Annotated in this window: 21 protein-coding genes; 14 read left to right on the forward strand and 7 right to left on the reverse strand. The window is 64.2% G+C overall.

Annotation, left to right across the window (positions count from 1 at the left end; all coding sequences use genetic code 11):
- Nucleotides 1-208 precede the first annotated feature (208 nt).
- Together Q0X61_RS00235 and Q0X61_RS00240 are read left to right on the forward strand one after the other, a co-directional pair.
- Nucleotides 209-1,543 carry a dipeptidase gene (locus Q0X61_RS00235; protein ID WP_297739051.1) on the forward strand — a complete coding sequence of 445 codons (1,335 nt, stop codon included), beginning with the start codon at nt 209-211 and terminating at the stop codon, nt 1,541-1,543.
- Nucleotides 1,540-3,021, forward strand: a complete 1,482-nt coding sequence (locus Q0X61_RS00240) for an aspartate ammonia-lyase (protein WP_297739052.1) — start codon at nt 1,540-1,542, stop codon at nt 3,019-3,021. Before Q0X61_RS00235 ends, Q0X61_RS00240 begins: the two co-directional genes overlap by 4 nt.
- On the opposite strand, the gene Q0X61_RS00245 is transcribed toward Q0X61_RS00240, so the two are convergent.
- The gene (locus Q0X61_RS00245; protein ID WP_297739054.1) at nt 3,015-3,308 is read right to left on the reverse strand and encodes an HPr family phosphocarrier protein; all 294 of its coding nucleotides are present in this window, start codon (nt 3,306-3,308) and stop codon (nt 3,015-3,017) included. The genes Q0X61_RS00240 and Q0X61_RS00245 overlap by 7 nt on opposite strands.
- A gap of 241 nt (nt 3,309-3,549) precedes the next feature.
- On the opposite strand from Q0X61_RS00245, the gene Q0X61_RS00250 reads away from it, so the two are divergent.
- The 4 genes from Q0X61_RS00250 (at nt 3,550) to Q0X61_RS00265 (ending at nt 8,156) form a co-directional block, all read left to right on the forward strand.
- Nucleotides 3,550-4,152 carry a TetR/AcrR family transcriptional regulator gene (locus tag Q0X61_RS00250; protein WP_297739056.1) on the forward strand — a complete coding sequence of 201 codons (603 nt, stop codon included), beginning with the start codon at nt 3,550-3,552 and terminating at the stop codon, nt 4,150-4,152.
- The gene (locus Q0X61_RS00255) at nt 4,149-4,979 is read left to right on the forward strand and encodes an ATP-binding cassette domain-containing protein (protein ID WP_297739059.1); all 831 of its coding nucleotides are present in this window, start codon (nt 4,149-4,151) and stop codon (nt 4,977-4,979) included. Before Q0X61_RS00250 ends, Q0X61_RS00255 begins: the two co-directional genes overlap by 4 nt.
- Nucleotides 4,976-7,156, forward strand: coding sequence for a YhgE/Pip domain-containing protein (locus Q0X61_RS00260; RefSeq protein WP_297739061.1), 2,181 nt, complete (start codon nt 4,976-4,978; stop codon nt 7,154-7,156). The genes Q0X61_RS00255 and Q0X61_RS00260 overlap by 4 nt, the downstream gene beginning before the upstream one ends.
- A gap of 166 nt (nt 7,157-7,322) precedes the next feature.
- Complete coding sequence (locus tag Q0X61_RS00265; RefSeq protein WP_297739064.1) at nt 7,323-8,156, forward strand: endonuclease domain-containing protein; 834 nt, start codon at nt 7,323-7,325, stop codon at nt 8,154-8,156.
- A gap of 84 nt (nt 8,157-8,240) precedes the next feature.
- Here Q0X61_RS00265 and Q0X61_RS00270 read toward each other — a convergent pair whose 3' ends face one another.
- The gene (locus Q0X61_RS00270) at nt 8,241-9,857 is read right to left on the reverse strand and encodes a glycoside hydrolase family 13 protein (RefSeq protein WP_297739067.1); all 1,617 of its coding nucleotides are present in this window, start codon (nt 9,855-9,857) and stop codon (nt 8,241-8,243) included.
- Entirely contained in the window at nt 9,854-10,825 is a 972-nt protein-coding gene (locus tag Q0X61_RS00275; RefSeq protein WP_297739070.1) for a LacI family DNA-binding transcriptional regulator, read from the reverse strand. Before Q0X61_RS00275 ends, Q0X61_RS00270 begins: the two co-directional genes overlap by 4 nt.
- A gap of 192 nt (nt 10,826-11,017) precedes the next feature.
- Between Q0X61_RS00275 and Q0X61_RS00280 the strand changes: the two genes are divergently transcribed.
- The 7 genes from Q0X61_RS00280 (at nt 11,018) to Q0X61_RS00310 (ending at nt 19,319) form a co-directional block, all read left to right on the forward strand.
- Nucleotides 11,018-12,241, forward strand: coding sequence for a maltose ABC transporter substrate-binding protein (locus Q0X61_RS00280; protein WP_297739073.1), 1,224 nt, complete (start codon nt 11,018-11,020; stop codon nt 12,239-12,241).
- A 76-nt stretch (nt 12,242-12,317) separates the two neighbouring features.
- On the forward strand, nt 12,318-13,883 hold the full coding sequence (locus Q0X61_RS00285) for an ABC transporter permease subunit (protein ID WP_297739075.1): 1,566 nt from the start codon (nt 12,318-12,320) through the stop codon (nt 13,881-13,883).
- Entirely contained in the window at nt 13,883-14,803 is a 921-nt protein-coding gene (locus Q0X61_RS00290; RefSeq protein WP_297739078.1) for a sugar ABC transporter permease, read from the forward strand. The genes Q0X61_RS00285 and Q0X61_RS00290 overlap by 1 nt, the downstream gene beginning before the upstream one ends.
- A gap of 144 nt (nt 14,804-14,947) precedes the next feature.
- On the forward strand, nt 14,948-16,426 hold the full coding sequence (gene purF, locus Q0X61_RS00295) for an amidophosphoribosyltransferase (protein WP_297739082.1): 1,479 nt from the start codon (nt 14,948-14,950) through the stop codon (nt 16,424-16,426).
- Nucleotides 16,423-17,460 (forward strand): phosphoribosylformylglycinamidine cyclo-ligase, encoded by a 1,038-nt coding sequence (gene purM, locus Q0X61_RS00300; protein ID WP_297739086.1) that lies wholly within the window; start codon nt 16,423-16,425, stop codon nt 17,458-17,460. The genes purF and purM overlap by 4 nt, the downstream gene beginning before the upstream one ends.
- Nucleotides 17,461-17,603: 143 nt before the next feature.
- Nucleotides 17,604-18,914, forward strand: coding sequence for a hypothetical protein (locus tag Q0X61_RS00305; protein ID WP_297739089.1), 1,311 nt, complete (start codon nt 17,604-17,606; stop codon nt 18,912-18,914).
- 75 nt (nt 18,915-18,989) lie between these two features.
- On the forward strand, nt 18,990-19,319 hold the full coding sequence (locus tag Q0X61_RS00310; protein ID WP_297739092.1) for a DUF2568 domain-containing protein: 330 nt from the start codon (nt 18,990-18,992) through the stop codon (nt 19,317-19,319).
- An 88-nt stretch (nt 19,320-19,407) separates the two neighbouring features.
- Here Q0X61_RS00310 and Q0X61_RS00315 read toward each other — a convergent pair whose 3' ends face one another.
- Nucleotides 19,408-21,963: a glycogen/starch/alpha-glucan phosphorylase gene (locus Q0X61_RS00315; protein ID WP_297739095.1), complete on the reverse strand. Its 2,556-nt coding sequence runs from the start codon at nt 21,961-21,963 to the stop codon at nt 19,408-19,410.
- Between the two features lie 346 nt (nt 21,964-22,309).
- Between Q0X61_RS00315 and Q0X61_RS13325 the strand changes: the two genes are divergently transcribed.
- Nucleotides 22,310-22,555 carry a DUF3800 domain-containing protein gene (locus tag Q0X61_RS13325; RefSeq protein ID WP_367270685.1) on the forward strand — a complete coding sequence of 82 codons (246 nt, stop codon included), beginning with the start codon at nt 22,310-22,312 and terminating at the stop codon, nt 22,553-22,555.
- Nucleotides 22,556-22,753: 198 nt separating this feature from the next.
- On the opposite strand, the gene Q0X61_RS00320 is transcribed toward Q0X61_RS13325, so the two are convergent.
- The 3 genes from Q0X61_RS00320 to Q0X61_RS00330 form a co-directional block, all read right to left on the reverse strand.
- A complete protein-coding gene (locus Q0X61_RS00320; RefSeq protein WP_297739098.1) occupies nt 22,754-23,671 on the reverse strand; it encodes a cation diffusion facilitator family transporter in 918 nt (305 codons plus the stop codon).
- A 5-nt stretch (nt 23,672-23,676) separates the two neighbouring features.
- Nucleotides 23,677-24,057 carry a helix-turn-helix transcriptional regulator gene (locus tag Q0X61_RS00325; protein ID WP_297739100.1) on the reverse strand — a complete coding sequence of 127 codons (381 nt, stop codon included), beginning with the start codon at nt 24,055-24,057 and terminating at the stop codon, nt 23,677-23,679.
- Between the two features lie 116 nt (nt 24,058-24,173).
- Entirely contained in the window at nt 24,174-26,363 is a 2,190-nt protein-coding gene (locus Q0X61_RS00330) for an NADP-dependent isocitrate dehydrogenase (RefSeq protein WP_297739103.1), read from the reverse strand.
- Nucleotides 26,364-26,413 lie beyond the last annotated feature (50 nt).

Below are 26,413 nucleotides of genomic sequence, written 5' to 3' on the forward strand. Positions count from 1 at the left end.
ACAGATGACCATTTGGTGAACAATTGGAAACTTGGGAACACAGGGATGACAAGTGCAAACGGGTGTCCAGCAGCGATGTGTACTTCCGTTGTTCACCTAGCGTGGGCTTGTTGCGAATCGATGTCAGTACCTCTCGCGGAGGGCCGGTCTGCGCGCAGATTGCACGTCGGAGCCCCGTTGTTCGGCTGAGGGCACTAGGCTGCGAGAGGTGAACATCTCCGAAGCATCTGCACGTGTCCTGCCCGGCGTTCTTGACGACCTCAAGCGTCTCGTCGCTATCCCTTCCATCTCTTCCCTGCCCGAGCATCACGACGACGTGGTAGCCGCTAGTGAAGAAGTGGCTCGACTCATCCGTGAGGCCGGAGCCGCTGAGGTTCGCTTCCTGGAAGCGGGTGGCAAACCCGCCGTCTACGCGCACTTCCCGGCCCCCGAAGGCCAGCCCACGGTGCTGCTCTACTCCCACTACGACGTCCAGCCCACCGGCGATGTCGCGCAGTGGAGCTCGAACCCGTTCGAGGCCACCGAGCGCGACGGGCGATTGTTTGGCCGAGGCACCGCCGACGACAAGGGCGGCGTGGCCGTGCACCTGGCCGCGCTGCGCGCCTTCGACGGCAAGCCGCCGGTGGGAGTCAAGCTGCTCATCGAGGGAGAGGAGGAGCAGGGCTCCCCGACGATGTCCGCCATCCTCGATAAGTACCCCGACGAAACCAGCGCCGACGTGTTCGTGATCGCGGACGCCACCAACTGGGAGGTGGGAACGCCGTCGCTCACCACCATGCTGCGCGGCCTCGTCGACGCCACCGTCACGGTGAAGACACTCGAGACCCCGATGCACTCCGGCGCCTACGGCGGTGTGGTTCCCGACGCGCTCACCGCGCTGTGCCGCCTCATGGCAACGCTCCACGACGAGCGAGGCAACGTCGCGATTGAGGGTCTGGTGAGCTCCGACGACGTGGCCGTCGACTACTCCGACGAACGCCTGCGCGAGGAGACCGGCCTGCTCGACGGCGTCGAACTCATCGGCGACGGGCCTGCCGCCGCGCGCCTGTGGACCAAGCCGACGGCCTCCGTGCTCGCCATCGACGCCACCCCGGTCAAAGACGTGTCGAACGTGCTTGTTGCGAGCGCGCGCGCCGTCGTGAGCGTGCGGATTGCGCCCACCGACGACCCGGAACACGCCAGCGAAGCGCTGAAGAAACACCTCCTCGAGCACGCGCCGTGGGGCGCGCACGTGGAGGTGGAAGCCGGGCGCGGCGGTTCCGGCAGCTTCCTCGAACTCACCGACGATCGCGCCCAGGCTGCCGTCGCGGCCTTCCGGGAAGCCTTCGGCAAGGAGCCCGTCGAAATGGGCTGCGGCGGATCCATCCCGATCGTTGCCGACTTCTCCAGCCGCAACCCGGACGCGCTCGTGCTCGTCACCGCAGTCGTCGACCCGTACTCACGGATGCACGGCATCAACGAGTCGCTCGGCCTCGACGACTTCGGCAAAGCCTGCCACGCTGAGGCGCAGCTCCTGGCCAACCTCGCGGAGGTCCAGGCATGAGCCGCATCGAACGCGACTCGCTCGGCGAGCTGGAGATTCCTTCCGACGTCTACTGGGGCGTGCACACCGCCAGGGCCGTCGAAAATTTCCCCATCAGCAAGCGCGCGATCGGCGTGTATCCCGACCTCATCCGTGCCTTCGCGCAGGTGAAACAGGCCGCGGCACGCGCCAACGCCGACCTCGGTGAACTCGACGACGAACGCGCCGGCTACATCGACCAAGCCTGCCAAGACATCATCGACGGACGCCTGCAAGACCAGTTCGTCGTCGGGGTCATTCAGGGTGGGGCCGGCACCAGCACGAATATGAACGTGAACGAGGTGATCGCAAACCGGGCGTTGGAGATCGCTGGCCACCCCAAGGGTGACTACGCGTTCATCCATCCCATCGATCACGTGAACCGCGCGCAGTCCACCAACGACTCGTACCCGTCGGCGGTGAAGCTCGCCATCGCGGCGGCCATCAAGAAACTCATCGCGGAAGTGCAGCTGCTGCAGTACTCGTTCCATCTGAAGGGCCGCGAGTTTCGCCATGTGCTGAAGGTGGGGCGCACCCAGCTGCAAGACGCCGTGCCCATGACTCTCGGGCAGGAATTTCACGGGTTTTCCACCACCCTCGCCCAGGACATCGAGCGTCTCCAAGGTCTCCTTCCGCTGCTGTTCAGCCTTAATCTCGGCGCGACGGCGATTGGCACCGGCATCAACGCGCACGTCGATTACGCCCCCGCGGTGATGCAACACCTGCGCGCCATCACGGGCGAAGCTGGCCTGTCCACCGCGCGTGACCTCATTGAGGCGACGAGCGACACCGGCGTGTTCATGTCCACGTCGGCGGTGGTGAAGCGCGCCGCCATGAAGGTCAGCAAGATCTGCAACGACCTCCGTCTGCTCTCTTCCGGCCCGCAGGCAGGCTTGGGTGAGATCAATCTACCCGCCCGTCAGGCTGGTTCGTCGATCATGCCAGGCAAGGTCAACCCGGTGATCCCGGAGGCGGTATCGCAGGTGGCGTACGTCGTCGCGGGCTCGGATGTGACGGTGGCGATGGCCTCCGAGGCTGGGCAGCTGCAGCTCAACGCCTTCGAACCCGTGATGGCGCACGTCATTTTGCAGAACACGACGTGGCTGCGCCGGGCTATCCGGACGCTACGCATCAATTGCGTCGACGGCATCACCGCCAACGAGGAGCACCTGGCGGAGATGGTCAAGAACTCCGTGGGCGTCGTGACTGCGCTGTCGCCCGCCATCGGCTACCAAGCCGCTGCCGACGTCGCGAAGGCCGCGCTACGGGGCGAAGGTACCGTGAGGGAACTCGTCGTGCAGCGCGGGCTGCTCGACGAAGCGCAGGTGGACGCCATGATGAACCCGGCCCAGCTGTCGAATCAGGGGCCGGAAACTCAGACGATGCCCAAGCTCACGCCCGAACTCATCGCCGCGATTGAAAGCGACCTCGACTCCGCGGATCGCTTCGAACACTACTGAGCCAGTGGCGACTTGGACGCGAGCGGGCGTTGCCTCGTGTCCAAGTCTTGCTCAATGAGTTCGGCGATTGCCCTCGCCGCAGACTCGTCCTCGCTCATGACCGTCACCGCTGCACCGTGCTCTGCGCCGAGCGACATGATCATGAGCGGGGAACTCGCAACGACGGACTGGCCGTTGTGGGTCAAGATGACGGAAGCGTCGAGTGTCTGGGCAGCCTGGGCAATGATGCGAGCCGGGCGTGCGTGCAGCCCAATGGTCGATCCGACGGTGACGATCATCTCAGTCATTGCCTTCTCCCTTCTGCTGTGAATTGTGTGTCGTTCTCTGCCGCGCTGCGTGAACGAGACGTTAGGCCAATGTGTACACCACCGATGCAAATGGGGTGTGCGGCGATCATTGCCAATCCCAATTATCCCCCAAAGAGATGTGTCTGGGTAATCGGGGTGGTCCAGGCTCCATTTGGCGGTTTGGAAGAGAGCCGAGAAGTCAATACCCTGGGTATGTAAAACCGACGGTATTGGAGTGCTCATGGTCACCAGGCCTACCCGCAGCGAGGTGCAGCATGAGCTGCTGCGCTCCGCAGAAGCAGTATTCTCCGAACAGGGCTATCAGCGGGCGAGCCTCAACCAAATTGCGGAGCGCGCCGGATTCACCAAGGGCGCGGTGTACTCGAACTTCAAATCCAAACCCGAACTGTACGTCGCCACCTGTGAGCGGTGGATTATGGCGTCGGTGCAGAACCTGCAGCCCCGCCTCAGCGCTGCTATCGAGGGCGTCGACGAGTTGGAGCTCATCGCGGAACGCCTGGCGGAAGTATTAGTGGAACAGATCCCCGATGCCGTGATCCACCAGCGCACGCTTGCCGAATTTCGTCTGCTTGCTGTTCATGCTGACGGGGTGCGCGAGGGATACGCCACACTGCTGGAGCGGCGCATGGCTATGGTTGAGGATGTGCTCGCAGGCCATCCCCTGACGAGCGGATACAGTGAGGAGCGGCGTCGAAACATCGCCTTCGGCGCACTCACCATGCTCACTTCGTTGACGATGGAATGTGTGGCGGCGCCCGCCGTCGTATCGTTTTCCCTGGCGCGCGAAGCGTTGGCCCGATGCCTGAAAGGACTGCTCGCATGAACGCCGTGCTCGAAGCCAAGAACCTGGAAGCCGAAGGCCCTCGTGGGCGCATTTTCGGCCCACTCGACCTCACCCTCGACGCTCGCCAGATCTGTGTGGTGCACGGTGAGCAGGGCAGCGGCAAATCGTCGCTGCTACTCGCGTTGGCGGCCAGGCTGCGCGCCGCCACCGGCAGCCTCACCATCGACGGGATCGACGCCATCGCCAACCCCCGTCGTGCTATGGCCCTCACCGGCGTCGCACGGCTGGGCGACTACGTCGCGCCAGAAGACCGCCTGACGCTGCGCGAGTCCCTGTTTGAGCGCTGCTTTCTCGAAGGCATTTCCGTCCACGACGGGGTCGCCCGCGCAGATCAGTTGGAGCGGCTCGTCGGGTTCCGACTCGACCGCACCACCGAGATGGCCGACTTCACCCCGCTCGAGCGCACCATCGCGTCGGTGGGGCTCGTCATGCTCCGGCCGTCGAAGGTCGTGGTGCTCGACGATGCGGACGTGCTGGTGCCGCACGAACAGCAGCCGCTGATGTTCGAGCTCATTTCGAGGATGCTGTCCCTCGACGACGCGGTGCTGATCGCCGCCACCCTCGACCGAGGCACAGCGCCCGCGGGCGCCGTCGAGGTGACACTGCCGTCGCAGAAGAAGAAATCGTCGAGGCCTATCGACGAGGGGCTCGCCATCGTCGGTTTGTCGAAGGCCGAGCCCTTCGAGATTGATCCCGACGTGGTGGTGGCAAGCATTCGCAACGCGGGCCCCATCGAAGATTCGGTGCCCGATGACAATGACACGCCAACCGAAGACGACGGCGATGACGAGGAGGCTGAGGTATGAGGTCGATCACCCACTTCGTGCGCTATGAATTCCGACGCTTCAAGGGCGTTCCCCGCCTCGCGCTCATCTTCGTGCTGCTGCTGCCGCTGCTCTATGGCGTCATCTATCTGGGTGCCAACTGGAACCTCTACGACAACATCGACGAGATCAAGGTTGCCGTAGTCAACAACGACAAACCCACGAAATTCGAGGGCATGGAAATCGACGGCGGCGGCCAATTCGTCGAGGCGCTGCGCGACCGTCCTGTATTCGACTGGCAGTTCTTAGACTCCGAGGAGGAGGCGCGAGAAGGGCTGCGCGAAGGCGAGTACTACATGGTCATCACGGTGCCCGAGGATTTCTCGTCGAACCTCGTGAGCGCCGGCAACTACGATCCGAAACGTGCCGTGATCACCATGCATCGCGACGACGCCAACGGGTTCATCATCGGCTCGCTCACAGGTAAAGCCGAGGACACGCTCGCGAAGACCCTCGACTCCACCGTCTCCGACGCCTATTTCCGGGCACTGTTCGGTTCGCTGGAGGAGATCCGGCAGGGAATGCTGGACGCCGCAGACGGGGCAGGGCAGCTCGACGACGGGCTCAGCCAGGTGAAGGATGGCGTCGCCCAGATGCACGAGAAACTCCTCGAAGCCTCCAGCAAAACCGACGGCCTTGTCGACACCGCCAATGCCATAGAGCAGGGGCTCGACGGTGTGAGCGCGTCGGTGGACGAGATGGCCAAGGGAGCCGCGCAGATGCGCTCGGGGGCGAGCACCGTCGCGGATGCGGGGGTGGCGGTGTCCGGGAGCCTCCAGGCCGCTGCTGCGCAGGTCGACCCGCTCATCAACCACGCGCTCGGGCAATTGCCGAAGGTGCGGGATCAGGCGGGCCAGCTGGTCAACGTGCAGGGCGAGATCAACAGCGACGGCGGCGGGCTCGTCGTCGACCTGAACCGTCACGTCGACCGGGCGCGCACGCACTCCAGCAGCCTCGGCGCGAAATACCCCGAACTCGCCAAGGACAAGGATTTCATCGCGCTCACGCGCGAGCTCGATGGGGCGCGGAACTCGCACGTGACGCTCACATCGAAGCTCGACCAGGCTGCCACGCTCACGGCAGGTATCAACCTCCAGCTCGACACAAGCGGCCTGGAGAATGCGGCCCGCAACGCAAAAACGTCGCTCGACAACGCGCGGAAGCAGGCGGGCAGTGTCGATGATGGGGTCGCGGCCATGCGGGCCGGTGCGGGCACCGTCGATAAGGGCCTCCAAGACGGCCGCGACGCCCTGCGCAGCGTCGGTGCACAGGCGCGTTCGATCACTGACTCGATCCCCGAAGTCGTCGACGGCGTGGTGCGACTCACTGACGGTGTGGGTCAGCTCAACACCGCGGTCCCGCAGCTCTCCGATGGCGCTCACAAGCTTCGTACCGGGCTTGATGACGGCGCCCGGCGCCTGCCGCAACTGAGCGATTCCGAGCAAGAGAACCTGGCCGTCGTGATGAGCTCCCCAGTGGATCTGAAACAAATCGTCGATCACGACGCCGAGAACTACGGACGCGGCCTGGCGCCTCTGTTCGCCTCGATCGGTCTGTGGATTTTGTGCATCTCCGGATTCCTCGTCGTGCGCACGATCTCCGGCCGCGCGCTCACCGGGCGAGGCAACCCGCTGCGCATCGCGGCAACTGGGCTCGGGCCGATCGCAGCCATCGGCCTCGCGGCTTCCTGGCTCATGGGATTCGGCTTGTGGTTCTTCCTCGGCCTGAACCCCGTGCACCCGCTGCTGTTCTTCCTGCTGTTGACGGTCTCGTCGTTGTCATTCCTGTCGCTGGCATACATGTTCCGGGTGATCTTGGGGTCACCCCAGACCGCGCTGTTCCTGGTGTGGCTCATCATCCAGATTCCGTCCAGCGGCGGCACCTTCCCGGTGCAGATGTTGCCGCCGCTGTTCCAATACCTGGCTCCCATCTCGCCCATGTGGTACAGCGTGACGGCCTTTAGAGTGACGATCTCCGGGGGGTCGATGGCCACGTATTGGACGTGCGTCGGAGTGTTGGCCGGGGTGCTGGCGCTGGCGGTGACCGCGTCGGTGCTGCTCATCCGGCGCAGGCAGCGATTCCGCATGCGCGACCTGCACCCGCCGATGATCACGTCGGAAACGACCGCGGACTACGCCTTCTCGATCCGCCCGCGCTGATCGTCGCCAGAGCAGTTGACCGTTATCCTCCACGCCTGCAGAAAATCCCCGAAATGAGGGGGCCAGAAGCTTCTCGCGGAGGATAACGGTCAACTTTTCGGCCTTCCCCCGAAATTTCCCCTGTGGAAAACGGGCGTGGAGGGGTGCTGGTTACCAATCCTGTTGCATGGACTTTTTCGCAAACCAGCCCATCATCGCTGTCAGAGACCACCCGCACCTCGCCAACGCCCTGCGCTCCATGCGGCGCCGCGGCAAAGCGTGGTCGCCGCTACCTGGCGTCTACGCCCACCCCAACGTGCCCGACACGTGGGAGACCCGCGTGCTCGCCGCGATGGCATGGGCGCCCGACCACGCTCTCGTCGGTGCCTCCGCCGCTCGCGTGACGTGGTGGGACGACCTGCCCATCGACGACATCGAGCTGTGGGGCGCGCGTAAAGAATCTCCGGTGCCGTGGCTCACGGTGCGGCGCGCGTCGCTCGACCCCGACGTCATGATCTGGCACGACGACTACAAGGTCGCGGCCCCTGCGCTGTCGGCGGTGCAGCTGGTGAAGAGCATGGGTGGCAACGCCGTCGACGAGGCACTGCGGCGCGGCGTGGCCACCGTCGCTGACATGCACCTGGCACTGAGCCATGTGCCGGGGCACGCGGGAAATCGCCTTGCCAGGCGCATCTTGTGGGAATCCAGGGACGTGCCGTGGTCGGAGTTCGAGCGGCTCGCCCACACGATGCTGCGACGTGCCCGCATCACGGGTTGGAAAGCGAACGCTACCGTGCAGGTGGGCGGCATGGTCTTTCCCGCCGACCTGCTGTTCGGCGGCAGCAAGCTCGTCGCGGAGCTCGACGGCTATGAATTCCACAAAGAGCGCGCAACATTCGTGCGCGATCGAGTGAAGCAGAACCTGCTCACCCTGGCCGGATGGCAGGTGCTGCGGTTCACGTGGGAGACGATCGACGACCTCGTGCCGCAAATCCGCCAGGCGCTCAGTCAGAAGAGATGACCGTTATCCTCCACGAGGAGCGGTTGGCCCCCTAATTTCGGTAGAAATCGTCAGGTGTGGAGGATAACGGTCAACATCGACGGGTCAGCGCAGCCAAGCCGTGGTGTTGGCCGGGATCTCGCCTTCGACGGGGTGGCTTGCGACGAGGACCTCCCGCCCAGCAGGCACGGGCACGGGGCGACCCGAGACGTTGACGATCACCTGCACACCAGCGTTGTCGAACATCAGCACGCCCTCGGGGGCTTCGAGCCATGTCAGGGTGCCTGCGCCGAGCCCTAGCTCCTTGCGCAGGCGCAGAAGCCGACGGTACAACTCCAGCGTGGAGCCCGCGACCCCGCGCTGCTGGGCCACCGCATAGTGCGCGTAATGCTCGGGCTGGGGCAGCCACGTCTTGCCGGTGGGGGAGAAACCCATGCCCGGCGCCTCGGCGTTCCAGGGCAGCGGGATGCGGCACCCGTCGCGGCCGAGCTCCTCGTGGTTGGACTGGAACCAGGCAGGGTCCTGGCGGTACTCGTGGGGAAGGGTCGTGTGGTCGGGCAGGCCCAGCTCCTCACCCTGGTAGAGGTAGGCCGAACCGGGCAGCGCCAGCTCGAGCATCGTCGCCGCGCGGGCGCGGCGAAGGCCGAGCTCCTCGTCGGGTTGCGGATCGCCGGGTCCGAGAAACTCCTTGTGGACGCCCGGTTCGTCCTCGCGTCCGAGCCGGGAGGTGTGCCGCATGGTGTCGTGGTTCGACAGCACCCACGTCGTGGGTGCGCCCACCTTGGCATCCGCGGCCAGCGATGTCTCGATCTGCTCGCGATAGTGCTCAGCATCCCACTCGCAGGTGAGGAACCCGAAGTTGAACGCGGTGTGCATCTCGTCGTCGCGCAGGTATAGCGCCAGCCGGTCGGGGTCATCCACCCAAGCTTCTGCGACGAGGATGCGCTCGCCCTCGTACGAGTTGAGGATCGCCCGCCATCGCCGATACACCTCGTGCACGCCGTCTTGATCCCACATGGGGCCCTGGCCGCCTGAGATCATCCGGTAGTCGGCGTCGTCGTCGGGAAGTCCGGGGGCCTTCACCAGGGAGTGCGCCACGTCGACGCGGAACCCGTCGACGCCGAGGTCGAGCCAGAACCGCAGGATGTGATCGAAGCCCTCGCGCACGCGCTCGTTGTCCCAGTCGAGGTCGGGTTGTGTGGTGTCGAATAGGTGGAGGTACCACTGTTCGGGGTTGCCGTTGGCGTCGTGGAGGCGTGTCCAGGCGTTGCCGCCGAAGATGGAGGTCCAGTTGTTCGGCGGCTGCTCCCCATTCTCTCCGCGGCCATCTGCGAAGTGGTACATCGCCCGTTCTGGCGAACCTGGGGCGGAGGCGAGCGCCGCCTGGAACCATTCGTGGTCGGCGCTGGTGTGGTTGGGAACGAGGTCGACGATCAGCCGCAGCCCGCGCTGGTGGCACTCGTCGATCAGCCGGCGGGCGTCGTCGAGATCACCGAACATCGGGTCGATCGTCAGGTAGTCGGCGACATCGTAGCCGGCGTCTTTCATGGGGGAGCGGTAGAACGGCGAGCACCAGATGGCGTCGACGCCGAGGTCGCGGATGTGGTCGAGTCGCGAGATGATGCCCGCGAGATCGCCGTACCCGTCGCCGTTCGCGTCGGCGAACGAGCGGGGGTAGATCTGGTAGATGACGGCGTCGCGCCACCACGAAGTGGTTGTCATGGTGCTCCTGTCGTGTCTCGAATGGTCAGATCTGGTGCGAACAGCTGCTCGTCGGCGGCCACGTGTTCGCCGCGCAGCATCGTGAGGAGCGCCCCGACGGCGGCCTCGCTGATGGTGTTCACAGGTTGGCGCACGGTGGTGAGGTTGGTGAGGTGCATGACGGGTGAATCATCGTAGCCAATGACGCTGTAATCGGCGGGAACGTGGAGGCCCTGGCGGGATGCTTCCCGGACGAGGCCGAGCGCCATCACGTCGGAGCCACAGATGATGGCCGTGTGGTCGCTGGCTAGCAGACGTCTGCCGGCGCGGCCACCGCCGTCCGCGGTGTACTCGGTGTACTCGATGTCGACTTCCTCGAATCCGAGCGCCAAGAAGGCCTCTGCCTTGCGGGTGGTAGGCATGTAGCGGGGCTGGCCGACGGCGAGCCCGATGCGTTCATGACCAAGCCCACGTAGGTGTTCGACGGCGAGCTCGATGCCGGCGTGATCGTCGGCGCAAAAGAAGGGCGCGGCGATGTCGTCGTTCGAGCCGTTGATGTAGACGGCAGGGACGTGATCGTCGGTGAGCATGTGGTAGGGCGCCTTCGATGCGAGGGAGTCGGCCGAAGCGCCGGAGACGGAGATGATGCCTGAGATCTCGGAGGTGCGTAGCGTGTCGAGGTACTGCATCTCGCTGTATCCACCCTGGCTCACGGGGCACACGATGGCCGAGTATCCGGCGTCGTAGAGGACGAGGCTCAGTTCTTGCGCGTACTGCGGAAAGACGGGGTTGGAGAGCTCGGGTACAAGAATGGCGACGACGCGAGAGGCAACCTTGGTGGGGGCTTCATAGCCCGCAGCTTCGAGTGCGCGCAGCACCACGTCACGGGTGGTGTCTTTCACACCGGGTTTTTGGTTCATGACGCGCGAGACTGTCGCTGTGGATACTCCAGCGGCCGCAGCGATGTCGGCCAGGGTCGTCGTGATCATCGTTGTACCTCCGGGACCATTGATTCAGGTCACGTTACTGCCCTCAAGATACCTTTGCAACAGGATGTAAAGGTTTCGTAACATTTCCAAAAGGGCTTGCAATTGGCTCGCGGCAGTGCTTGAATGTCCTCCAACTGAGGATTGCAGCGAGTGCAGTTCTCGGAAATGTCGGAATCAAAGGAGATTGATCTCATGCACAAGCGCTTGATCACTATCGCCGCAGCCGCCGCTCTCGCCTTGACGGCATGTGGGGGCTCGGGTGGTGGCGAAGCCAAACCCTCGGAAAACGCGAAGAGCGAACAGCCCAAGCAGGCCGGTTCCCTCACGATCTGGGCAGACGAAACGCGCATCGACGCCTTCAAGGAGCTGGGTGCCCAGTTCAAGGAAAGCTCCGGCGTGACACTCGACGTCGTTCAGAAGCCGACGGGTGATATCGCCAACGACTTCATTGCTCAGGCGGGCTCGGGTCAGGGCCCAGACCTCATCGTTACCGCCCACGATGGGCTCGGCAACCTCGTGCAAAACGGCGTGATCTCGCCCATCGAATTCGCATCGAAGGCAGCCGCGTTCAACCCGGTCGCTGTGCAGGCCGTCACCCAGGACGGCAAGGTGTGGGGCATGCCCTACGCGCTCGAGAACATCGCGCTGGTGCGCAACAACAAGCTGGCGAAGGACACCCCAGACACGCTCGACAAGCTCATCGAGCAGGGCAAGAGCAACGGCTCGAAGTACCCGCTGCTGGTGCAGCAGGGCGAGCAGGGTGACCCGTACCACATGTACCCCATCCAGACCTCGTTTGGTGCCCCTGTGTTCCAGATGAAGGACAACGAATACACCACTGAGTTGGGCATGGCCGGCCCTGAAGGTGAGGCCTTCGCCGAATACATCCAGATACTTGGCAAGGAAGGCATCCTGTCCGGCGACATCGGCGGCGAGCAGGCCAAGCAGCTCTTCCTCGATGGCAAGAGCCCGTACATGATCACCGGTCCGTGGAACACCGCGGAGTTCACGAAGGCTGGCATGGACATCTCCGTGCTCCCCGTGCCGTCGGCCGGAGGCAAGCCGTCGGCTCCGTTCGTCGGTGTGCAGGTGGTCTACGTCTCTGCGAAGAGCAAGAATGCCCTCGTCGCGAACCAATTCATCGATTTCCTCGGTTCCAAGCAGGCCCAGGACAAGCTCTACGAGCTCGGCGGACGTGTGCCCGCACTCAAGGAATCCGCGGACGCTATCGACGATGAACTGATGTCTGGCTTCAACGACGCCGCCAAGGATGGCCAGCCCATGCCGACCATCCCTGAGATGAACGCCGTGTGGGAGTTCTGGGGCAACACCCAGATTCAGATCATCGATCAGAAGTCGCCCGACGCTAAGGCCGCGTGGCAGACGATGGTCAAGAACATCCAGTCGAAGTTCTGATTTATCCTCGCTATCGGATAGGGGCGGGCTACGGTAATGCCAAGCCCGCCCCTACTGAGTATCGAAGGGCAGCAAGTTGAGCACAGCAACGAAGGTGGAGCGCCCACCACTCTCACACGCTCGGGATCTCTCGCGCCCGGGCTTCTACGTCAAGCTCCTACTCATGGGGCTCGTCAACGCATTCGGCATCTACGGGATTCTCGCCTGTTACGGTCAGCAGCGCTGGGGCATCCTCGTGTTCCTCGTCGCCTCGTTGGCGATTGCCGATGTCATCTACTTCTCCAAGCGTGCCATTCCCGCAAAGTATCTGTTCCCCGGCCTGATCTTTTTGATCATCTACCAGGTCTACGTCATGGGAATGACGGGCTACGTCGCGTTCACGAACTATGGCGACGGGCACTCCGACACCAAGCAGCACGCAGTCGGGCAAATCCTCGCCACCTCCGAGGCTGAGGGCGACGTGCAGCTGCCCCTCACGGTCATGGAGCGCGATGGCGAGCTTGGGTTTGCCGTCGTGCGTGACGGCAAGGCCATGTTCGGCACCGCAGAGCAGGCGCTGGAACCGCTCGAGGGAGCCACCGTCGAAGGCGACAGGGTGACGGGAGCTGACGGCGCCAGCGTGCTGTCGACGCAGGACATCATCACCCGTCAAGACGAGGTGCTGAACCTGCGCGTTGCCTTGAGTGACGACCCTAATGAGGGCTCGCTGCGCACCCGCAACGGTTCGACGGCCACGCAGGCCACGCCGTCACTGCGCTACGACGAAGCCAAGGACACCTTCACCAACACGGCAGGCACCGTGTTCAAGGCCGACGAATCCAAGGGCAACTACATCTCTGACCAGGGTGAGAAACTCGAGCCAGGGTGGCGGGTGAACGTCGGGTTGAAGAACTTCACGTTCCTATTCACCAACCCCGAGGTGTCGAAGTTCTTCCTCGGGTCGCTCGGCTGGACGTTCGCGTTCGCGTTCCTCTCGGTGTTCACGACGTTCGCGTTGGGTCTGCTCATCGCCGTGATCTTCAACGATCCCAGGGTGAAGGGGCGGGTCATCTACCGTTCGCTGTTCATCCTGCCCTACGCCTTCCCCGGCTTCCTGGCCGCGCTGGTGTGGAAGGGCATGCTGAACAGGCAGTTCGGGTTCATCAACCAGACGTTGCTGGGCGGTGCCACCATCGATTGGTTGGGCGACGGGAACCTCGCGAAGCTGTCGATCCTCATGGTGAACCTATGGTTGGGTTTCCCCTACATGTTCCTGATCTGCACCGGCGCGCTCCAGTCGATTCCCGGCGAGCTCACCGAGGCCGGCATCATGGACGGTGCGGGTCCGGTGAAGCGATTCTTCAACGTGACGCTGCCGATGCTGATGGTCTCCGTGGCGCCGCTGCTGATTTCGAGCTTCGCATTTAACTTCAACAACTTCTCACTGATCTACATGCTCACCGGCGGTGGCCCCAACTATCCGGGCGCGCCGTTCAATGTCGGTGAAACGGACATCTTGATCTCGATGGTGTACGCCATCTCGTTCGAGGGTGAGAAGCAATACGGCGTGGCCAGCGCACTGTCGATCATCATCTTCGTGGTGGTGGGCATCATCGCCTGGCTTGGTTTCCGTCAGACTCGCAAGCTTGAGGAGATCATGTGATGAGTACGCAATCGGTAACCTCTAAGCAAACGTCCGGCGCGCAGTCCGCACCGGAGCAGCGCAAAGTCAAGGGCGCGGGGTGGCGGTGGTTCAAGTCAGTGGGCTGGAAGCACGTGTTCGCCATCGTGTTCATCGTCTACTGCATCCTGCCGCTGCTGTACGTCGTCTCTGCCTCGGTAAACCCGAGGGGCACCCTCACGGGCTCGAATAACCTGTTCCAGGCGTTCACCGGAGCGCACTACCAGAGGTTGCTGGAGACGGACTTCCCGAAGTGGGCGCTGCACTCACTGTTCGTGTCGAGCGTCACCGCCGTCGCTACCGTCCTCATGGCGGCCTGCGCGGCGTACGCGTTCAGCCGGTTCCGGTTCAAGGGCCGCCACGGTGGGCTGACGTTCCTGCTCATCATCCAGATGTTCCCGCAGATGCTGGCCTTCGTCGCCATCTTCCTGCTGCTGCTCACCATTCAAGAGATCTACCCACCGCTGGGGCTCGGGCAGCACCTCGGGCTGATCGCCGTCTATCTGGGCGGCGCGCTGGGGGCGAACACCTTCCTCATGTACGGCTTCTTCAACACCATCCCGAAGGAGCTCGACGAGGCAGCGAAGATCGACGGCGCCACGCACGCCCAGATTTTCTGGGGCATCATCATGCGCTTGGTGTCGCCCATCCTCGCGGTGGTCGGCCTGCTGAGCTTCGTCGGCACCTACGGCGAGTTCATCCTTGCGCGCGTGGTGCTGCAGCGTCCTGAGCAGTACACGCTCGCCGTCGGCCTCTATGTGTGGGCCTCCGACGAGCGCAACGCCCCGTGGTCGCTGTTCGCCGCAGGTGCGGTGCTCGCCGCAATCCCCGTTATCCTGCTGTTCATGTTCCTGCAGAAATACATCGTGAGCGGGCTCACCGCTGGCGGTGTGAAGGGATAACGATGTTCCGAAGCTAGTGATGGGCAAGGGACGGAAGGCCGGGCTCAGGTGCGTACTGCATCGGCCCGGCCTCCTTGTCTCTATTGGGTGAACGAAACCACGTCGAACCATGCACGCCCTGCGACGGATGGATACGATGAACGGGTGCTCCACCCAGACGGCAAGCTCACCCTTGAGCTCGATCCCATCGACACCCCACCTCGCGACGAGTGTGGCGTGTTCGGCGTCTGGGCCCCCGACGAGGACGTCGCTCAACTCACCTACTTCGGGCTGTTCGCCCTACAACACCGCGGCCAAGAGTCCGCAGGCCTAGCGGTGTCGTCCGGCGAGCGCATCACGGTGTTCAAAGACATGGGGCTGGTGGCGCAAGTATTCGACGAGTCGACGCTGAAGTCGCTGCCGGGCGACATTGCCATCGGGCATACGCGGTATTCGACGGGCGGTTCGTCGACGTGGAACAACGCCCAGCCCACCTTCCGCTCGCGCCCCGACGGCACGGGGTTGGCGCTCGCCCACAACGGCAACCTCACGAACACCGACGAGCTCGAGGCGTGGCTGCACGAACTCGCGCCGGAAACGAAGGTCGCATCCAAGCATGCCGCGATGGATTCAACGTCGGACACGGCCCTCATCTCGGCGCTCATGGTGTCGATGGGGGAGAAACCCCTGGAGGACATCGCTCATGAGGTGCTGCCACGCCTCAAGGGTGCATTCTCGCTGGTGTTCATGACCCCGACGACGCTGTACGCCGCGCGCGACCCGCAGGGCGTGCGCCCGCTCGTACTCGGACGGTTGCGCACAGGCTGGGTGGTGGCGAGCGAGACGGCGGCGCTGGACATCGTCGGCGCATCGTTCATCCGTGAAATCGAGCCGGGGGAATTCGTCGCTATCGACGCGGCCGGGCTTCGTACCCAGCGTTTCGCTGAAGCGCGGCCGAAGGGCTGCATCTTCGAGTACGTGTACCTGGCGCGTCCGGATACGAAGATTGCCGGGCGGGGCGTGTACGAAACTCGCGTCGAGATTGGTAGACGTCTCGCGCGCGAGCATCCCGTCGACGCCGACCTGGTGATCCCCACGCCCGATTCCGGCACGCCGTCGGCAATCGGGTTTGCGAAGGAATCGGGCATCGAGTTCGGGCTCGGGCTCGTGAAGAACTCTTACGTCGGACGCACCTTCATTCAGCCGTCCGACACCATCCGGCAGCTCGGCATTCGTTTGAAGCTGAACCCGCTGCGCGCGGTGATCGAGGGCAAGCGGCTCGTGGTCGTCGACGATTCCATCGTGCGCGGCAACACCCAGCGCGCCCTCGTGCGGATGCTGCGCGAGGCGGGCGCCAGCGAGGTGCATGTGCGCGTCGCGTCGCCGCCGGTGTTGTGGCCGTGCTTCTACGGCATCGACTTCGCCACGCGCGCGCAGCTGATCGCGCCCGGACTCACCGTCGATGACATCTGCCGTTCCATCGGGGCTGATTCCCTCGGATATGTTTCGATGGAGGCCATGACCGAGGCGACGACGGTGCCGGCCTCACAACTGTGTCGTGCCTGTTTCGACGGCCACTATCCAATCAGTATCCCCAAGGAGCAGGGCAGGCTGCTCGGTATCACGAACGAGGAGGAGCTGTGAGCAACGCGTACGCGCGGGCGGGCGTCGACATTGAGGCGGGGGATCGTGCCGTCGAGCTGATGAAGGCTTCGGTGGCGCGCAGCCGCCGCCCCGAGGTGCTGGGTGGGCTGGGCGGCTTCGCCGGATTCTTCGATGCCAGCGCGCTGAGGACCATGAAGCAGCCGGTCCTGGTGAGTTCCACCGACGGTGTGGGCACCAAGGTGGCCATCGCGCAAGCTCTCGACAAGCACGACACGATCGGCTTCGACCTGATCGGCATGCTCGTCGACGATCTCGTCGTCACCGGCGCCGAGCCGCTGTTCGTCACCGACTACATCGCCTGTGGCAAGGTGGTTCCCGAACGCATCGCTGCCATCGTCGGTGGCATCGCCGACGCATGCGTCGCCGCGGGCTGCGCGCTCGTCGGTGGCGAAACCGCGGAGCATCCTGGCCTGCTCGGGCCGGATGAGTACGACGTCGCCGGCGCCACGACGGGTGTGGTGGAGCGCGCCAAGATTCTCGGCCCCGAACGGGTGCGAGCGGGCGATGTCGTCGTCGCATTGGCCTCCTCGGGATTGCATTCCAACGGCTATTCGCTCGTGCGGCACGTGCTGTTGCAGGAAGCTCGCTGGCGGCTCGACCGTCACGTCGACGAGCTCGGACGCACGCTGGGTGAGGAGCTGCTGGAGCCCACGAAGGTGTATGCCCTCGACGTGCTGGCGCTCATCGACGAGGTGGAGACGCATGCGTTTTCGCACATCACCGGCGGCGGGCTCGAAGCGAACCTCGCCCGTGTGATCCCTGACGGGCTCAGCGCGCGGCTGCAACGCTCGTCGTGGACGCCCGCGCCTATTTTCCAGCTCGTGCAGCAGGTGGGCGGTCTCACGCAGGCCGACCTTGACGCCACCTTGAACATGGGGGTGGGCATGGCAGCCATCCTGCCTGCGGAATCCGTCGATGGCGCGCTCGCGCTGCTTGAACGGCGCGGCATCAGCTCCTGGGTGCTGGGTGAGATTACGGACGGCGAAGGCTCGGGCACAGCGGCACTCATCTGAGGGTGAGCCTGCACACCTTTATGATTGCCCGCATGCGGCGTGTGTGGCTCAGTGGGTTGTTGGTGCTACTGGTGGGCTGTGCGCCCTCGTCTCCCAGCGGGCCGGGCTCTCCGACGCCGTCAGCGACTCCTCCGACGCCCACGATGCCGTCCCCAACGCCCAGGACGCCGTCGCTGGAGCCGTCCGCCGCGCTTGAGCAGATCGGCGCGACGGAATGCGTCACACAGTTCCGCCATGATGCTGAGCCGTGGACTATCGAGATTGACCCGCAGTGTGACGACCTCTTGGCGCTCGGCGAGACGCTGTTCTCAGTCGTGAACGACGCCGGCCGCGAGGGCGAGCCGGAAGCGATGATCGTGCACGGGCCGTGGCGGGTGCCGGTGGAATACGAGCACGATGGTGGTGGCCCGCCGCCGGGGCCGGCCGACCTGCGGTGGATCCGTTGGCTTGCGGACGTGCCCGTCGCGCAGGGATCGATCACACATGCAATAGCACGCGTAAAGCTCTCCGACGACGCGCGCGCCGTCGACGTGATGCATGATCTCATCGCAAAGAACGTTGTCGATGATGAGCGCGCGTCCCTGCAGCTCGAAGGCGGCGGCTCGACGATCAACCTCGCCCCTGGCAACGCGGCCCAGGCGGAGCAGTTCGCTGCGTACGAACGGGTGCTCGCGCAGGCGTCGTCGAACGTTGGCGAGTTCACGGCGTTGCCGCCGAGGATGAAGGTGAGTGTGCGCGACTCGACGCACGCGATGAGCGTCGTTGATGCGATTGGCAAGGAGTCCGCTGCGCTCACCAGCCACCAGGTGAGCCTCGTGTTTCCCGATGGGCGACGGGTGCAAGGCAAGGTGTCTGAGCTTCGTGAGGGACTTTCAGGGGAGTCGGAGGTGGCAAAGCAGGTGGCGACGACCGGCGCGCGCTTGACGTTCACGGACTTCCGCGACCATTACTCCCTCGACGTGCCGGATGTCGATTCGTTCGCCAAGTTTGTGGCATTGGTCTCGTCTGATCAGTGGAAGGGCCGGCCGGAGCTGAGCGTGGAAGTCATCCCGCGGTATGCGGACAATCCGTTCACGTTGAAGCTGGAGTTATGGCGCGTCGTGGGGCCCATCATCGTCGATGCGCACAAGGCAGGTATGACCGAGACTCGCGCCAACGAGGGTAGATCAGGGACGGCTAAGCGCACGTTCGACATCGAGTTCAAAACTCCCCTAAACGGCCCGGACCTCACCTCTTCGGAAGGGTATCGGCGCATCGTCGAGATACTCCGGGCGCACCAGTGGGAAGGCCGGGCCCAGATTGAGCTGGCCTACGACGAGCATCTCCTCTTCTGGAGCACCGCCGAAGGCAGGGCCGAGGGCGCACACAACTCGCGGCCGGGCGCGAAACAGCGCGAACCATACGGGTGGGGCAAGGACTTTCTTGCGCTGTGGGACTCGACGGCAAAGCGTTGAGGGGCCCTGCCTGTGCTGAGCCGTGCGTCCGATACAGTGTGAGGAAACGATTTCATTGAGTGATCGGAGGGTGCTGTGACAGCGATCCTCTCTATGCTCATGTTCCTCGTGGAGCTGCTCACCTGGGTGTCGATTGGCATCGTGTTTCACGCCCGAGCAGGCGGTGGCCTCGTCGGATGGATCGTGGCCGTGGTGGCGGTGTGTGTGGTGCTGGCCGGCTGGGTTCGATGGGCCGCACCGTCGTCGAGAAGCCGCACCCCGGCCAAGGCCGCCATGACCAAGATCGTCGTGTACGGCATTGCAATCGTGGGCATGGCCTCCATCGGGCACCTCGTGTTTGCCCTGGTACTCGCGGTGTCCGCTATCGTGCTTGCCCGCGCGCTGGCTTCCGCCACCAGACGCTGAGCCTACGGCTTCGCCCCACAAAATGACGAAGCGTGAGCCGACGATGATCGTCAGCCCACGCTTCGTGCCGCGATGTTAGGAGCCTCGGCTAGAACCTCGGCGTGATGTTCCAAATGCGCTGCATGTAGTCGCGCATGGAGCGATCAGAGGTGAAGTAGCCGCAGCGGGCGACGTTCAAGATCGCGGAGCGCGTCCACGCCTCAGGGTCGGCGTACTTCGCTTCAACCTCGGCCTGCTTGTCCATGTAGGAAGCGAAGTCGGCGAACAGCATGAAGCGATCGTGGTAGAGCCAGCTGGAGACCAGCGACTCGAAGGTGGTGCGGTCGCCGTCGGAGAAGACCCCCGAGGAGATCAAGTCAACGGCCGCCTTGAGCTGCGGGTCCTTCGAGTAGTACTCGCCCGGCTCGTAGCCCTGCTGCTGCAGCTCGGCCACTTCCGGTTCGGTCATGCCGAACAGGAAGAAGTTGTCGTCGCCCACGAACCTGCGGATTTCGACGTTGGCGCCGTCGTCCGTGCCGATCGTGAGCGCGCCGTTCAGCGCGAACTTCATGTTGCCCGTACCGGAGGCCTCCATGCCCGCGAGCGAGATCTGCTCCGAGAGGTCGGCCGCAGGGATGAGCTTCTCGGCGAGAGTGACGTTGTAGTTCGCCGGGAAGGCTACCTTCAAACGTCCCTCGAGGCGCTCGTCGGCGTTGATAACCTCTGCCACCTTGTTGATGAGGTGGATGGTGTCTTTCGCCAGGCGGTAGCCAGGGGCGGCCTTCGCGCCGAACACGACGGTGCGCGGCGTGATGTCGGAAGCCGGGAGCTTGCCGGAGACCACCTGCTCGTACAACGAAACGATGTGCATGAGCTTCAACGACTGACGTTTGTACTCGTGCAGGCGCTTCACCATCACGTCGAGGAGGTGCCCGTCGGGCAGCTTGATGCCGTCGCGCTCAGCAAGAAGGTTGGTCAAGCGCGTCTTATTGAACGCCTTTGCCTCGCGGAAGCGGGCCCGGAACTCGTCGTCCTCCGCGAAGGGTTCCAGCTCTCGCAGGCGTTCGAGATCGTTCACCCAGCCCTTGCCGATGGTGTCGCTAATCAGATCCGAGAGCTTGTAGTTGGCCATGCGGATGAAACGACGGGGGGTGATGCCGTTCGTGACGTTCGTGAACTTGTCGGGCCACAGGTCGGCAAAGTCCTTGAGCACCTTGTCGCGCAGCAGCTGGGAGTGGAGTTCCGCGACGCCGTTGATCTTGATGCCTGCGGTCGCCGCGAGGTGCGCCATGCGAACGGAACGCTCGGGGTACTCCGCGATGATGGACATGCGCCCGACGCGCACCTCGTCGCCTGGGAACGCGGAACGCACCTCGTTGAGGAACTCCTCGTTGATGCGGTAGATGATTTCCAGGTGGCGGGGGAGCAGGCGGCCCAGAAGCTCCGTCGGCCATACTTCGAGGGCCTCCGGCAGCAGCGTGTGGCAGGTGTAGGCAAAGCACTTCGACGTGACCTCCCAGGCCTCGTCCCACTCGAAGCCCTCTTCGTCCATGAGCACACGCATGAGCTCGGGGACGCCGATGACGGGGTGGGTGTCGTTGAGCTGGAAGACGATGCGCTCGTGGAGGTTGTGTAGGTCGAAGTCGTCCTCGAGGCTGCGGATGAAGTCGCGGATCGACGCGGCGACGAAGAAGTACTGCTGCTGCAGGCGGAGTTCCTTGCCCTGCGGGGTGGAGTCCTCGGGGTAGAGCACCTTCGAGATGTTCTCTGCGAAGGTCTGGGCGCGCACTGCCTGCGCGTAGTCGCCGGCATTGAAGATCTGAAGGTCGAACGCGCGCGTTGCCTCAGCCGACCACAGGCGTAGGGTGTTCACGCAGCCATTCTTGAAGCCCGGCACCATGTAGTTGTAGGGCACAGCCTGCACATCCCAGTCCGGAACCCAGCGGGTGCGCTCGCGGCCGTCGTCATCGGTGTAACGCTCGGTGTGGCCACCGAAGTTCACCTTGACGGAGGCCTCGGGGTGCGGGAATTCCCACGGGGAGCCGAGCGCAAGCCAGGTATCGGGCTGCTCGACCTGGCGTCCGTCGACGAAGGTCTGGCGGAAGATGCCGTACTCGTAGCGGATGCCGTAGCCAATGCAGGAGACGTTCATCGTCGCGAGCGAATCGATGAAGCAGGCGGCAAGCCGGCCGAGGCCACCGTTGCCGAGGCCTGGTTCGACTTCCTGTGCGCGCAGACGCCACAGCTCAATGCCGCACTGCTTGAGGCCTTCCTCTGCGATCTCGCTGAGATCGGAAGCCTGCAGCGCGTTACCGAGCTGGCGGCCGAGGAGGTACTCGGCGGACAGGTAACCGACGGTCTTGCTGTGATTTCGCTGGTTGTCTTTGGTGGTCTCTAGCCAGCGGGCCATCAAATAGTTGCGGACGGTGAGCGCCAGCGCCATGTATTGGTCGTTGATGCTGGACGACTCGAGGGTGACGCCCTGCGTGGTGTTGAGCTCGTGCAGGAACTCCTTCACGAAGCCGTCGACGGTGTGCGGGGGAGTAGCGACAGGGGCGATTGCCAACGGGTGGGTTGGCTTGTCTGACGGGCCAAATACCCGATGATCAACGTTGGGGGTCTCGTCGGCTTGGAAGGTGCCGTTCGAATGCGCAGTTTCAGCCATGCCTGCATGGTACCGACCGATGCGGAGACTGTCGACGTGTGATGTATTCGTTTCGCAACGTTGCGAAACGTTTTGCATGAAGTGGGAGGAATCGCGTCGGGCCAGTGTCTGCGAACAGGCCCGGCACAGTCGGCATGAACTAGCTTCCAGTAGGGGGGGGCAGTCCGATGGGCGGCTTGTCGGGCCTGGACGGCGCTGGTAGTGAAGGGTCAGCTCGGATCCGAGTGCCGCCTCGGCAGCCAGTAGCGTGCCAGCAGATGGTTGGACAGAGTGAGTTATCCACAGCGGCTACCCGGCTCAGCGCTGTCATAGGCTGCTAAGCCAGGGTGAGACCTTGGCCCTGTTCGTGGACGAGAGCCCGAAGCAAAGTGATATCCGAGCTCTGATCCGCCAGTTCAAGTTCATCGGTACCGGGTCTCAGTACAGCGGCCATCCTTTGAAAAACATCCTTGACACGGTGTACTTCGCTCCGTCCCACGAGCGCCGCCTGCTTCAAGCCGCCGATCTTGTCTCGTACGCTCACTTCCGCGCTCGGATGACACCGAGACTTCTAAGAGCCACGCGGCGGGGCGGCAGGCCTGGGGGATTGTGAAGGGCCTGTGTGCTTGCTACTTCTGGATTCCCTAGATGCAACATCAGCCCCGGACGGAGCCGGGGCTGTGGCGGATGGGACTCGTTCGAGAACCCGTGAACCTCATTCTACGTGGCTGCGCCCCGTCCACCACAAGACAAAACTGCATACCCGTAGACAGCTGAGGGCAAAAGTGGGGTCTCGCGTAATCACACCCGCTCAACCCTGTAGGCACACGTGTCCGGGGTGCGCGGCGGCTGATGCTGGCTCCACCTGGAAGGTTGCGTGGCGGATGTTGAAGTGGCTCGCGGTGCAGTCCTGTGCTGCTTGCACGACGTCGGCGGCGTGGCCGTCGTGGAAGCACTCGTCGTTGACGACGATGTGCCCGGTGACGATGGGCAGGCCGGTGGCGATGGTGGAGGCGTGCAGATCATGCACCCCCTCGACCTGCTCGAGCGCTAGGAGGTGGGCGCGCACCTCGGCGAGGTCGAGAGACTCCGGGGTCTGCTCCATCAGTACCCGCAGGGTGCCGCGCAGGATGATCATCGCGCGCGGCACGATGAGTGCTGCGATGAGCAGGCTCGCGATCGCGTCGGCCTGCTGGAATCCCGTCGTGGCAATCAGGATACCTGCGACGATCACGCCCAGCGAGCCGAGGGCGTCGTTGAATACCTCCAGGAAGGCGGCACGCATGTTGAAGTTGGCGTCGCGGCTCGAATGCAGCACCGCGATGGAGGCGAGATTGGCGATCAGCCCGACGACGCCGAAGGCCGTCACCGCGGTGCCGTGCAGCTGTGGGGGATCGAAAAGCCTTCGCATTCCCTCGATAGCTGCATAGCAGCCGACGACGATCAGCACCGTGGCCTGGGCGAGGGCGGCGAGCACCTCGGCGCGGCGGAAACCCCACGTCCGGCTCGCATCGGCGGGCCTGCGCATGAGGGTCGCGGCGCTGAGCGCGAGCAGGAGCCCCGACGCATCTACCACGACGTGCACGGTGTCGGTGAGCAGCGCGAGGCTGCCTGTGATGATCGACCCCACCAACTGCGCGACGACGACCGTCGACGTGATCGCCAACGCGATCCACAGCTTCCGACGATGCACGTCGGCACCGTGAGTGTGTGCGTGCCCGGCGCCCATGCGATTCAACTCCTCGTGGTGGCGGAATCGTCGTCCAGGGAGCTGTGCAGGTGGCTGCACAACTGGGCGGCATGGCCTGTGGAGTGGAGCATCTGCTCGGCGGCCGCGACGAGGATTCTCAGCAGTGCAGGCTCCGCGAGCGCGTACCAGGTGGCGCGCCCTTCCGGGCGTGCCGTGGGGAGGCCGCACTCCATGAGAAATGAGACGTGTTTACTCACCGTGGACTGCGCGAGCCCCATGTGGTCAACGAGGTCGCGCACCCGGTGCTCACCGGATGCGAGGTGCTGCAGGATCGCCAGCCGCGCGGGCTCCGCGAGCGCCTGGAACAGGTGCGCGTAAGCCTTGGTCGCGTGGTCGTCGACGACAACCTCAGAATCGATCGTCACAGGGCGATGATAGCACTGAGGGTCGATGTGACAAGCTGGGCGCGGGCCTTCGCTCAACAAGCGGCGCCCGCCCCTTGCATGGGCAGGGGACGGGCGCCGGCGTCAGGCTAGGGCAGTCAGAGCGCGTCGATGACGGCGTTCATCGTCGTGGACGGACGCATCACCTGCGCCGCCTTGTCCGGGTCAGGGCGATAGTAGCCGCCGATATCCGCCGGGCTACCCTGCACGCCCACGAGCTCGTCGATGATCTGCGACTCGCCATCGACAAGCGCCTTCGCCACGGGGGCGAACTTCTCGGCGAGGGCCGAATCATCGCTTTGCTTCGCGAGCTCCTCGGCCCAGTACCGGGCGAGCCAGTAGTGCGAGCCGCGGTTGTCGATGCCGCCGAGGCGACGCGTCGGCGACTTGTCGTTGAGGAGGAACGACGTATTCGCCGCGTCGAGCGCCTTCGCGAGCACGCGGGCGCCGGCGTTGTCGTTGGCCTCGCCGAACTGCTCGAGTGACGCAGCCAGCGCTAGGAACTCGCCCAGCGAATCCCAACGGAGGTAGTTCTCCTCGACGAGCTGCTGCACGTGCTTCGGCGCGGAGCCGCCAGCCCCGGTCTCGAACAGGCCGCCACCCGCCATGAGCGGGACGATGGAGAGCATCTTCGCCGAGGTGCCCAGCTCGAGAATGGGGAAGAGGTCGGTCAGGTAGTCGCGCAGCACGTTGCCGGTGACGCTGATGGTGTTCTCGCCGCGACGGATGCGCTCGACGGAGAACTTCGTCGCGTCGACAGGTGACATGATGCGGATGTCGAGCCCGTCGGTGTCGTGGTCTTGCAGGTAGCGCTCTACCTTTTCCTTGACGTTGCGGTCGTGAGCGCGGGCGTCGTCGAGCCAGAAGACGGCGGGCCAGCCGGTGGCGCGGGCGCGGGTGACGGCGAGCTTCACCCAGTCCTGCAGGGGGAGGTCCTTCGTCTGGCAGGCGCGCCAGATGTCGCCGGCCTCAACATCGTGCGAGAGCAGCACATCCCCGGCGGCGTTCACCACTTCGACGCGGCCGTCCGAGGTGATCTCGAAGGTCTTGTCGTGTGAGCCGTACTCCTCAGCCTTCTGCGCCATGAGCCCGACGTTCGGGACGGTGCCCATCGTCGTCGGGTCGAACGCGCCGTTGGCCTGGCAGTCCTCAATCACTGCCTGGTACACGCCGGCGTACGAGGAATCGGGCAGCACCGCGAGCGTGTCGTGCTCCTCGCCGTCGGCGCCCCACATGTGACCCGAGGTGCGAATCATCGCCGGCATCGAGGCGTCGACGATCACGTCGGAGGGCACGTGCAGGTTAGTGATGCCCTTGTCGGAGTTCACCATCGCCAGGGCGGGGCCGTTCGCCATCGCCTCATCGAAGGCGGCGCGGATCTCTGCCCCATTCTCGAGCTGCTCCAGGCCAGCGAAGATCGAGCCGAGCCCGTCGTTCGCGCTCAGTCCGGCGGCGGCCAGCAGGTCGCCGTACTTGGCGAACACATCAGCGAAGTAAGCGCGGATCACGTGACCGAAGAGGATCGGGTCGGAAACCTTCATCATGGTGGCCTTGAGGTGGGTCGAGAACAGGACGCCCTGCTCCTTCGCCTTGGCAACCTGCTCCAACAAGAACGCGTCGAGTGCCTTCGCGCTCATCACCGTGCCGTCGACGATCTCATTGGCGAGCACCTTGAGGCCGTTCTTCAAGACGGTCTCGGTGCCGTCGGCGGCAATGTGCTTGATGGTGAGGACATCGTCGGCAGGAAGCACGACAGACTGCTCGTTCGAGCGGAAATCGCCGCCGGACATGGTGGCGACGGAGGTCTTCGAATCTTTGCTCCACTCGCCCATGCGGTGTGGGTTGTTGCGGGCGTACATCTTCACCGACTCAGGAGCCCGGCGGTCCGAGTTGCCTTCACGCAGCACCGGGTTCACCGCCGAGCCCTTGACCTTGTCGTACTTGGCGCGAATTTCGCGCTCCTCGTCGGTCTGCGGATCCTCGGGGTAGTTGGGCACGTCGTAGCCCTGCGCCTGCAGCTCAGCGATCGCGGCCTTCAGCTGCGGCACTGATGCGGAGATGTTCGGAAGTTTGATGATGTTCGCCTCGGGCTGTTGGGCCAGCTCTCCCAGCTCGGTCAGCGCGTCATGCTCGTCGGTGAACTGGCTAAGGATGCGGGAGGCGACCGAGATGTCACGCGTATCGACATCGACGCCAGCCTGCGCGGCGAACGCCTTCACAATCGGAAGGAAGGAGTACGTGGCGAGCAGCGGCGCCTCGTCGGTGAGGGTGTAAATGATCTTGGCCATGGCCTTGCGGCGCTCCTATCTCGTGGAATGCAATACGGGTTCAGCTTAGC

The organism is uncultured Tessaracoccus sp. (assembly GCF_947255005.1).
GTDB lineage: Bacteria > Actinomycetota > Actinomycetes > Propionibacteriales > Propionibacteriaceae > Arachnia.

Bases quoted from the DNA above. Each gene is read 5' to 3' on its own strand.
- Q0X61_RS00280 (WP_297739073.1), top strand. From the start codon at position 11,018: ATGCACAAGCGCTTGATCACTATCGCCGCAGCCGCCGCTCTCGCCTTG.
- Q0X61_RS00320 (WP_297739098.1), bottom strand. From the start codon at position 23,671: ATGGGCGCCGGGCACGCACACACTCACGGTGCCGACGTGCATCGTCGG.
- Q0X61_RS00245 (WP_297739054.1), bottom strand. From the start codon at position 3,308: ATGACTGAGATGATCGTCACCGTCGGATCGACCATTGGGCTGCACGCA.
- Q0X61_RS00265 (WP_297739064.1), top strand. From the start codon at position 7,323: ATGGACTTTTTCGCAAACCAGCCCATCATCGCTGTCAGAGACCACCCG.
- Q0X61_RS00330 (WP_297739103.1), bottom strand. From the start codon at position 26,363: ATGGCCAAGATCATTTACACCCTCACCGACGAGGCGCCGCTGCTCGCC.
- Q0X61_RS00240 (WP_297739052.1), top strand. From the start codon at position 1,540: ATGAGCCGCATCGAACGCGACTCGCTCGGCGAGCTGGAGATTCCTTCC.
- Q0X61_RS00255 (WP_297739059.1), top strand. From the start codon at position 4,149: ATGAACGCCGTGCTCGAAGCCAAGAACCTGGAAGCCGAAGGCCCTCGT.
- Q0X61_RS00290 (WP_297739078.1), top strand. From the start codon at position 13,883: ATGAGTACGCAATCGGTAACCTCTAAGCAAACGTCCGGCGCGCAGTCC.
- Q0X61_RS00305 (WP_297739089.1), top strand. From the start codon at position 17,604: ATGCCGTCCCCAACGCCCAGGACGCCGTCGCTGGAGCCGTCCGCCGCG.
- Q0X61_RS00260 (WP_297739061.1), top strand. From the start codon at position 4,976: ATGAGGTCGATCACCCACTTCGTGCGCTATGAATTCCGACGCTTCAAG.
- Q0X61_RS00250 (WP_297739056.1), top strand. From the start codon at position 3,550: ATGGTCACCAGGCCTACCCGCAGCGAGGTGCAGCATGAGCTGCTGCGC.
- Q0X61_RS00315 (WP_297739095.1), bottom strand. From the start codon at position 21,963: ATGGCTGAAACTGCGCATTCGAACGGCACCTTCCAAGCCGACGAGACC.
- Q0X61_RS00270 (WP_297739067.1), bottom strand. From the start codon at position 9,857: ATGACAACCACTTCGTGGTGGCGCGACGCCGTCATCTACCAGATCTAC.
- Q0X61_RS00275 (WP_297739070.1), bottom strand. From the start codon at position 10,825: ATGATCACGACGACCCTGGCCGACATCGCTGCGGCCGCTGGAGTATCC.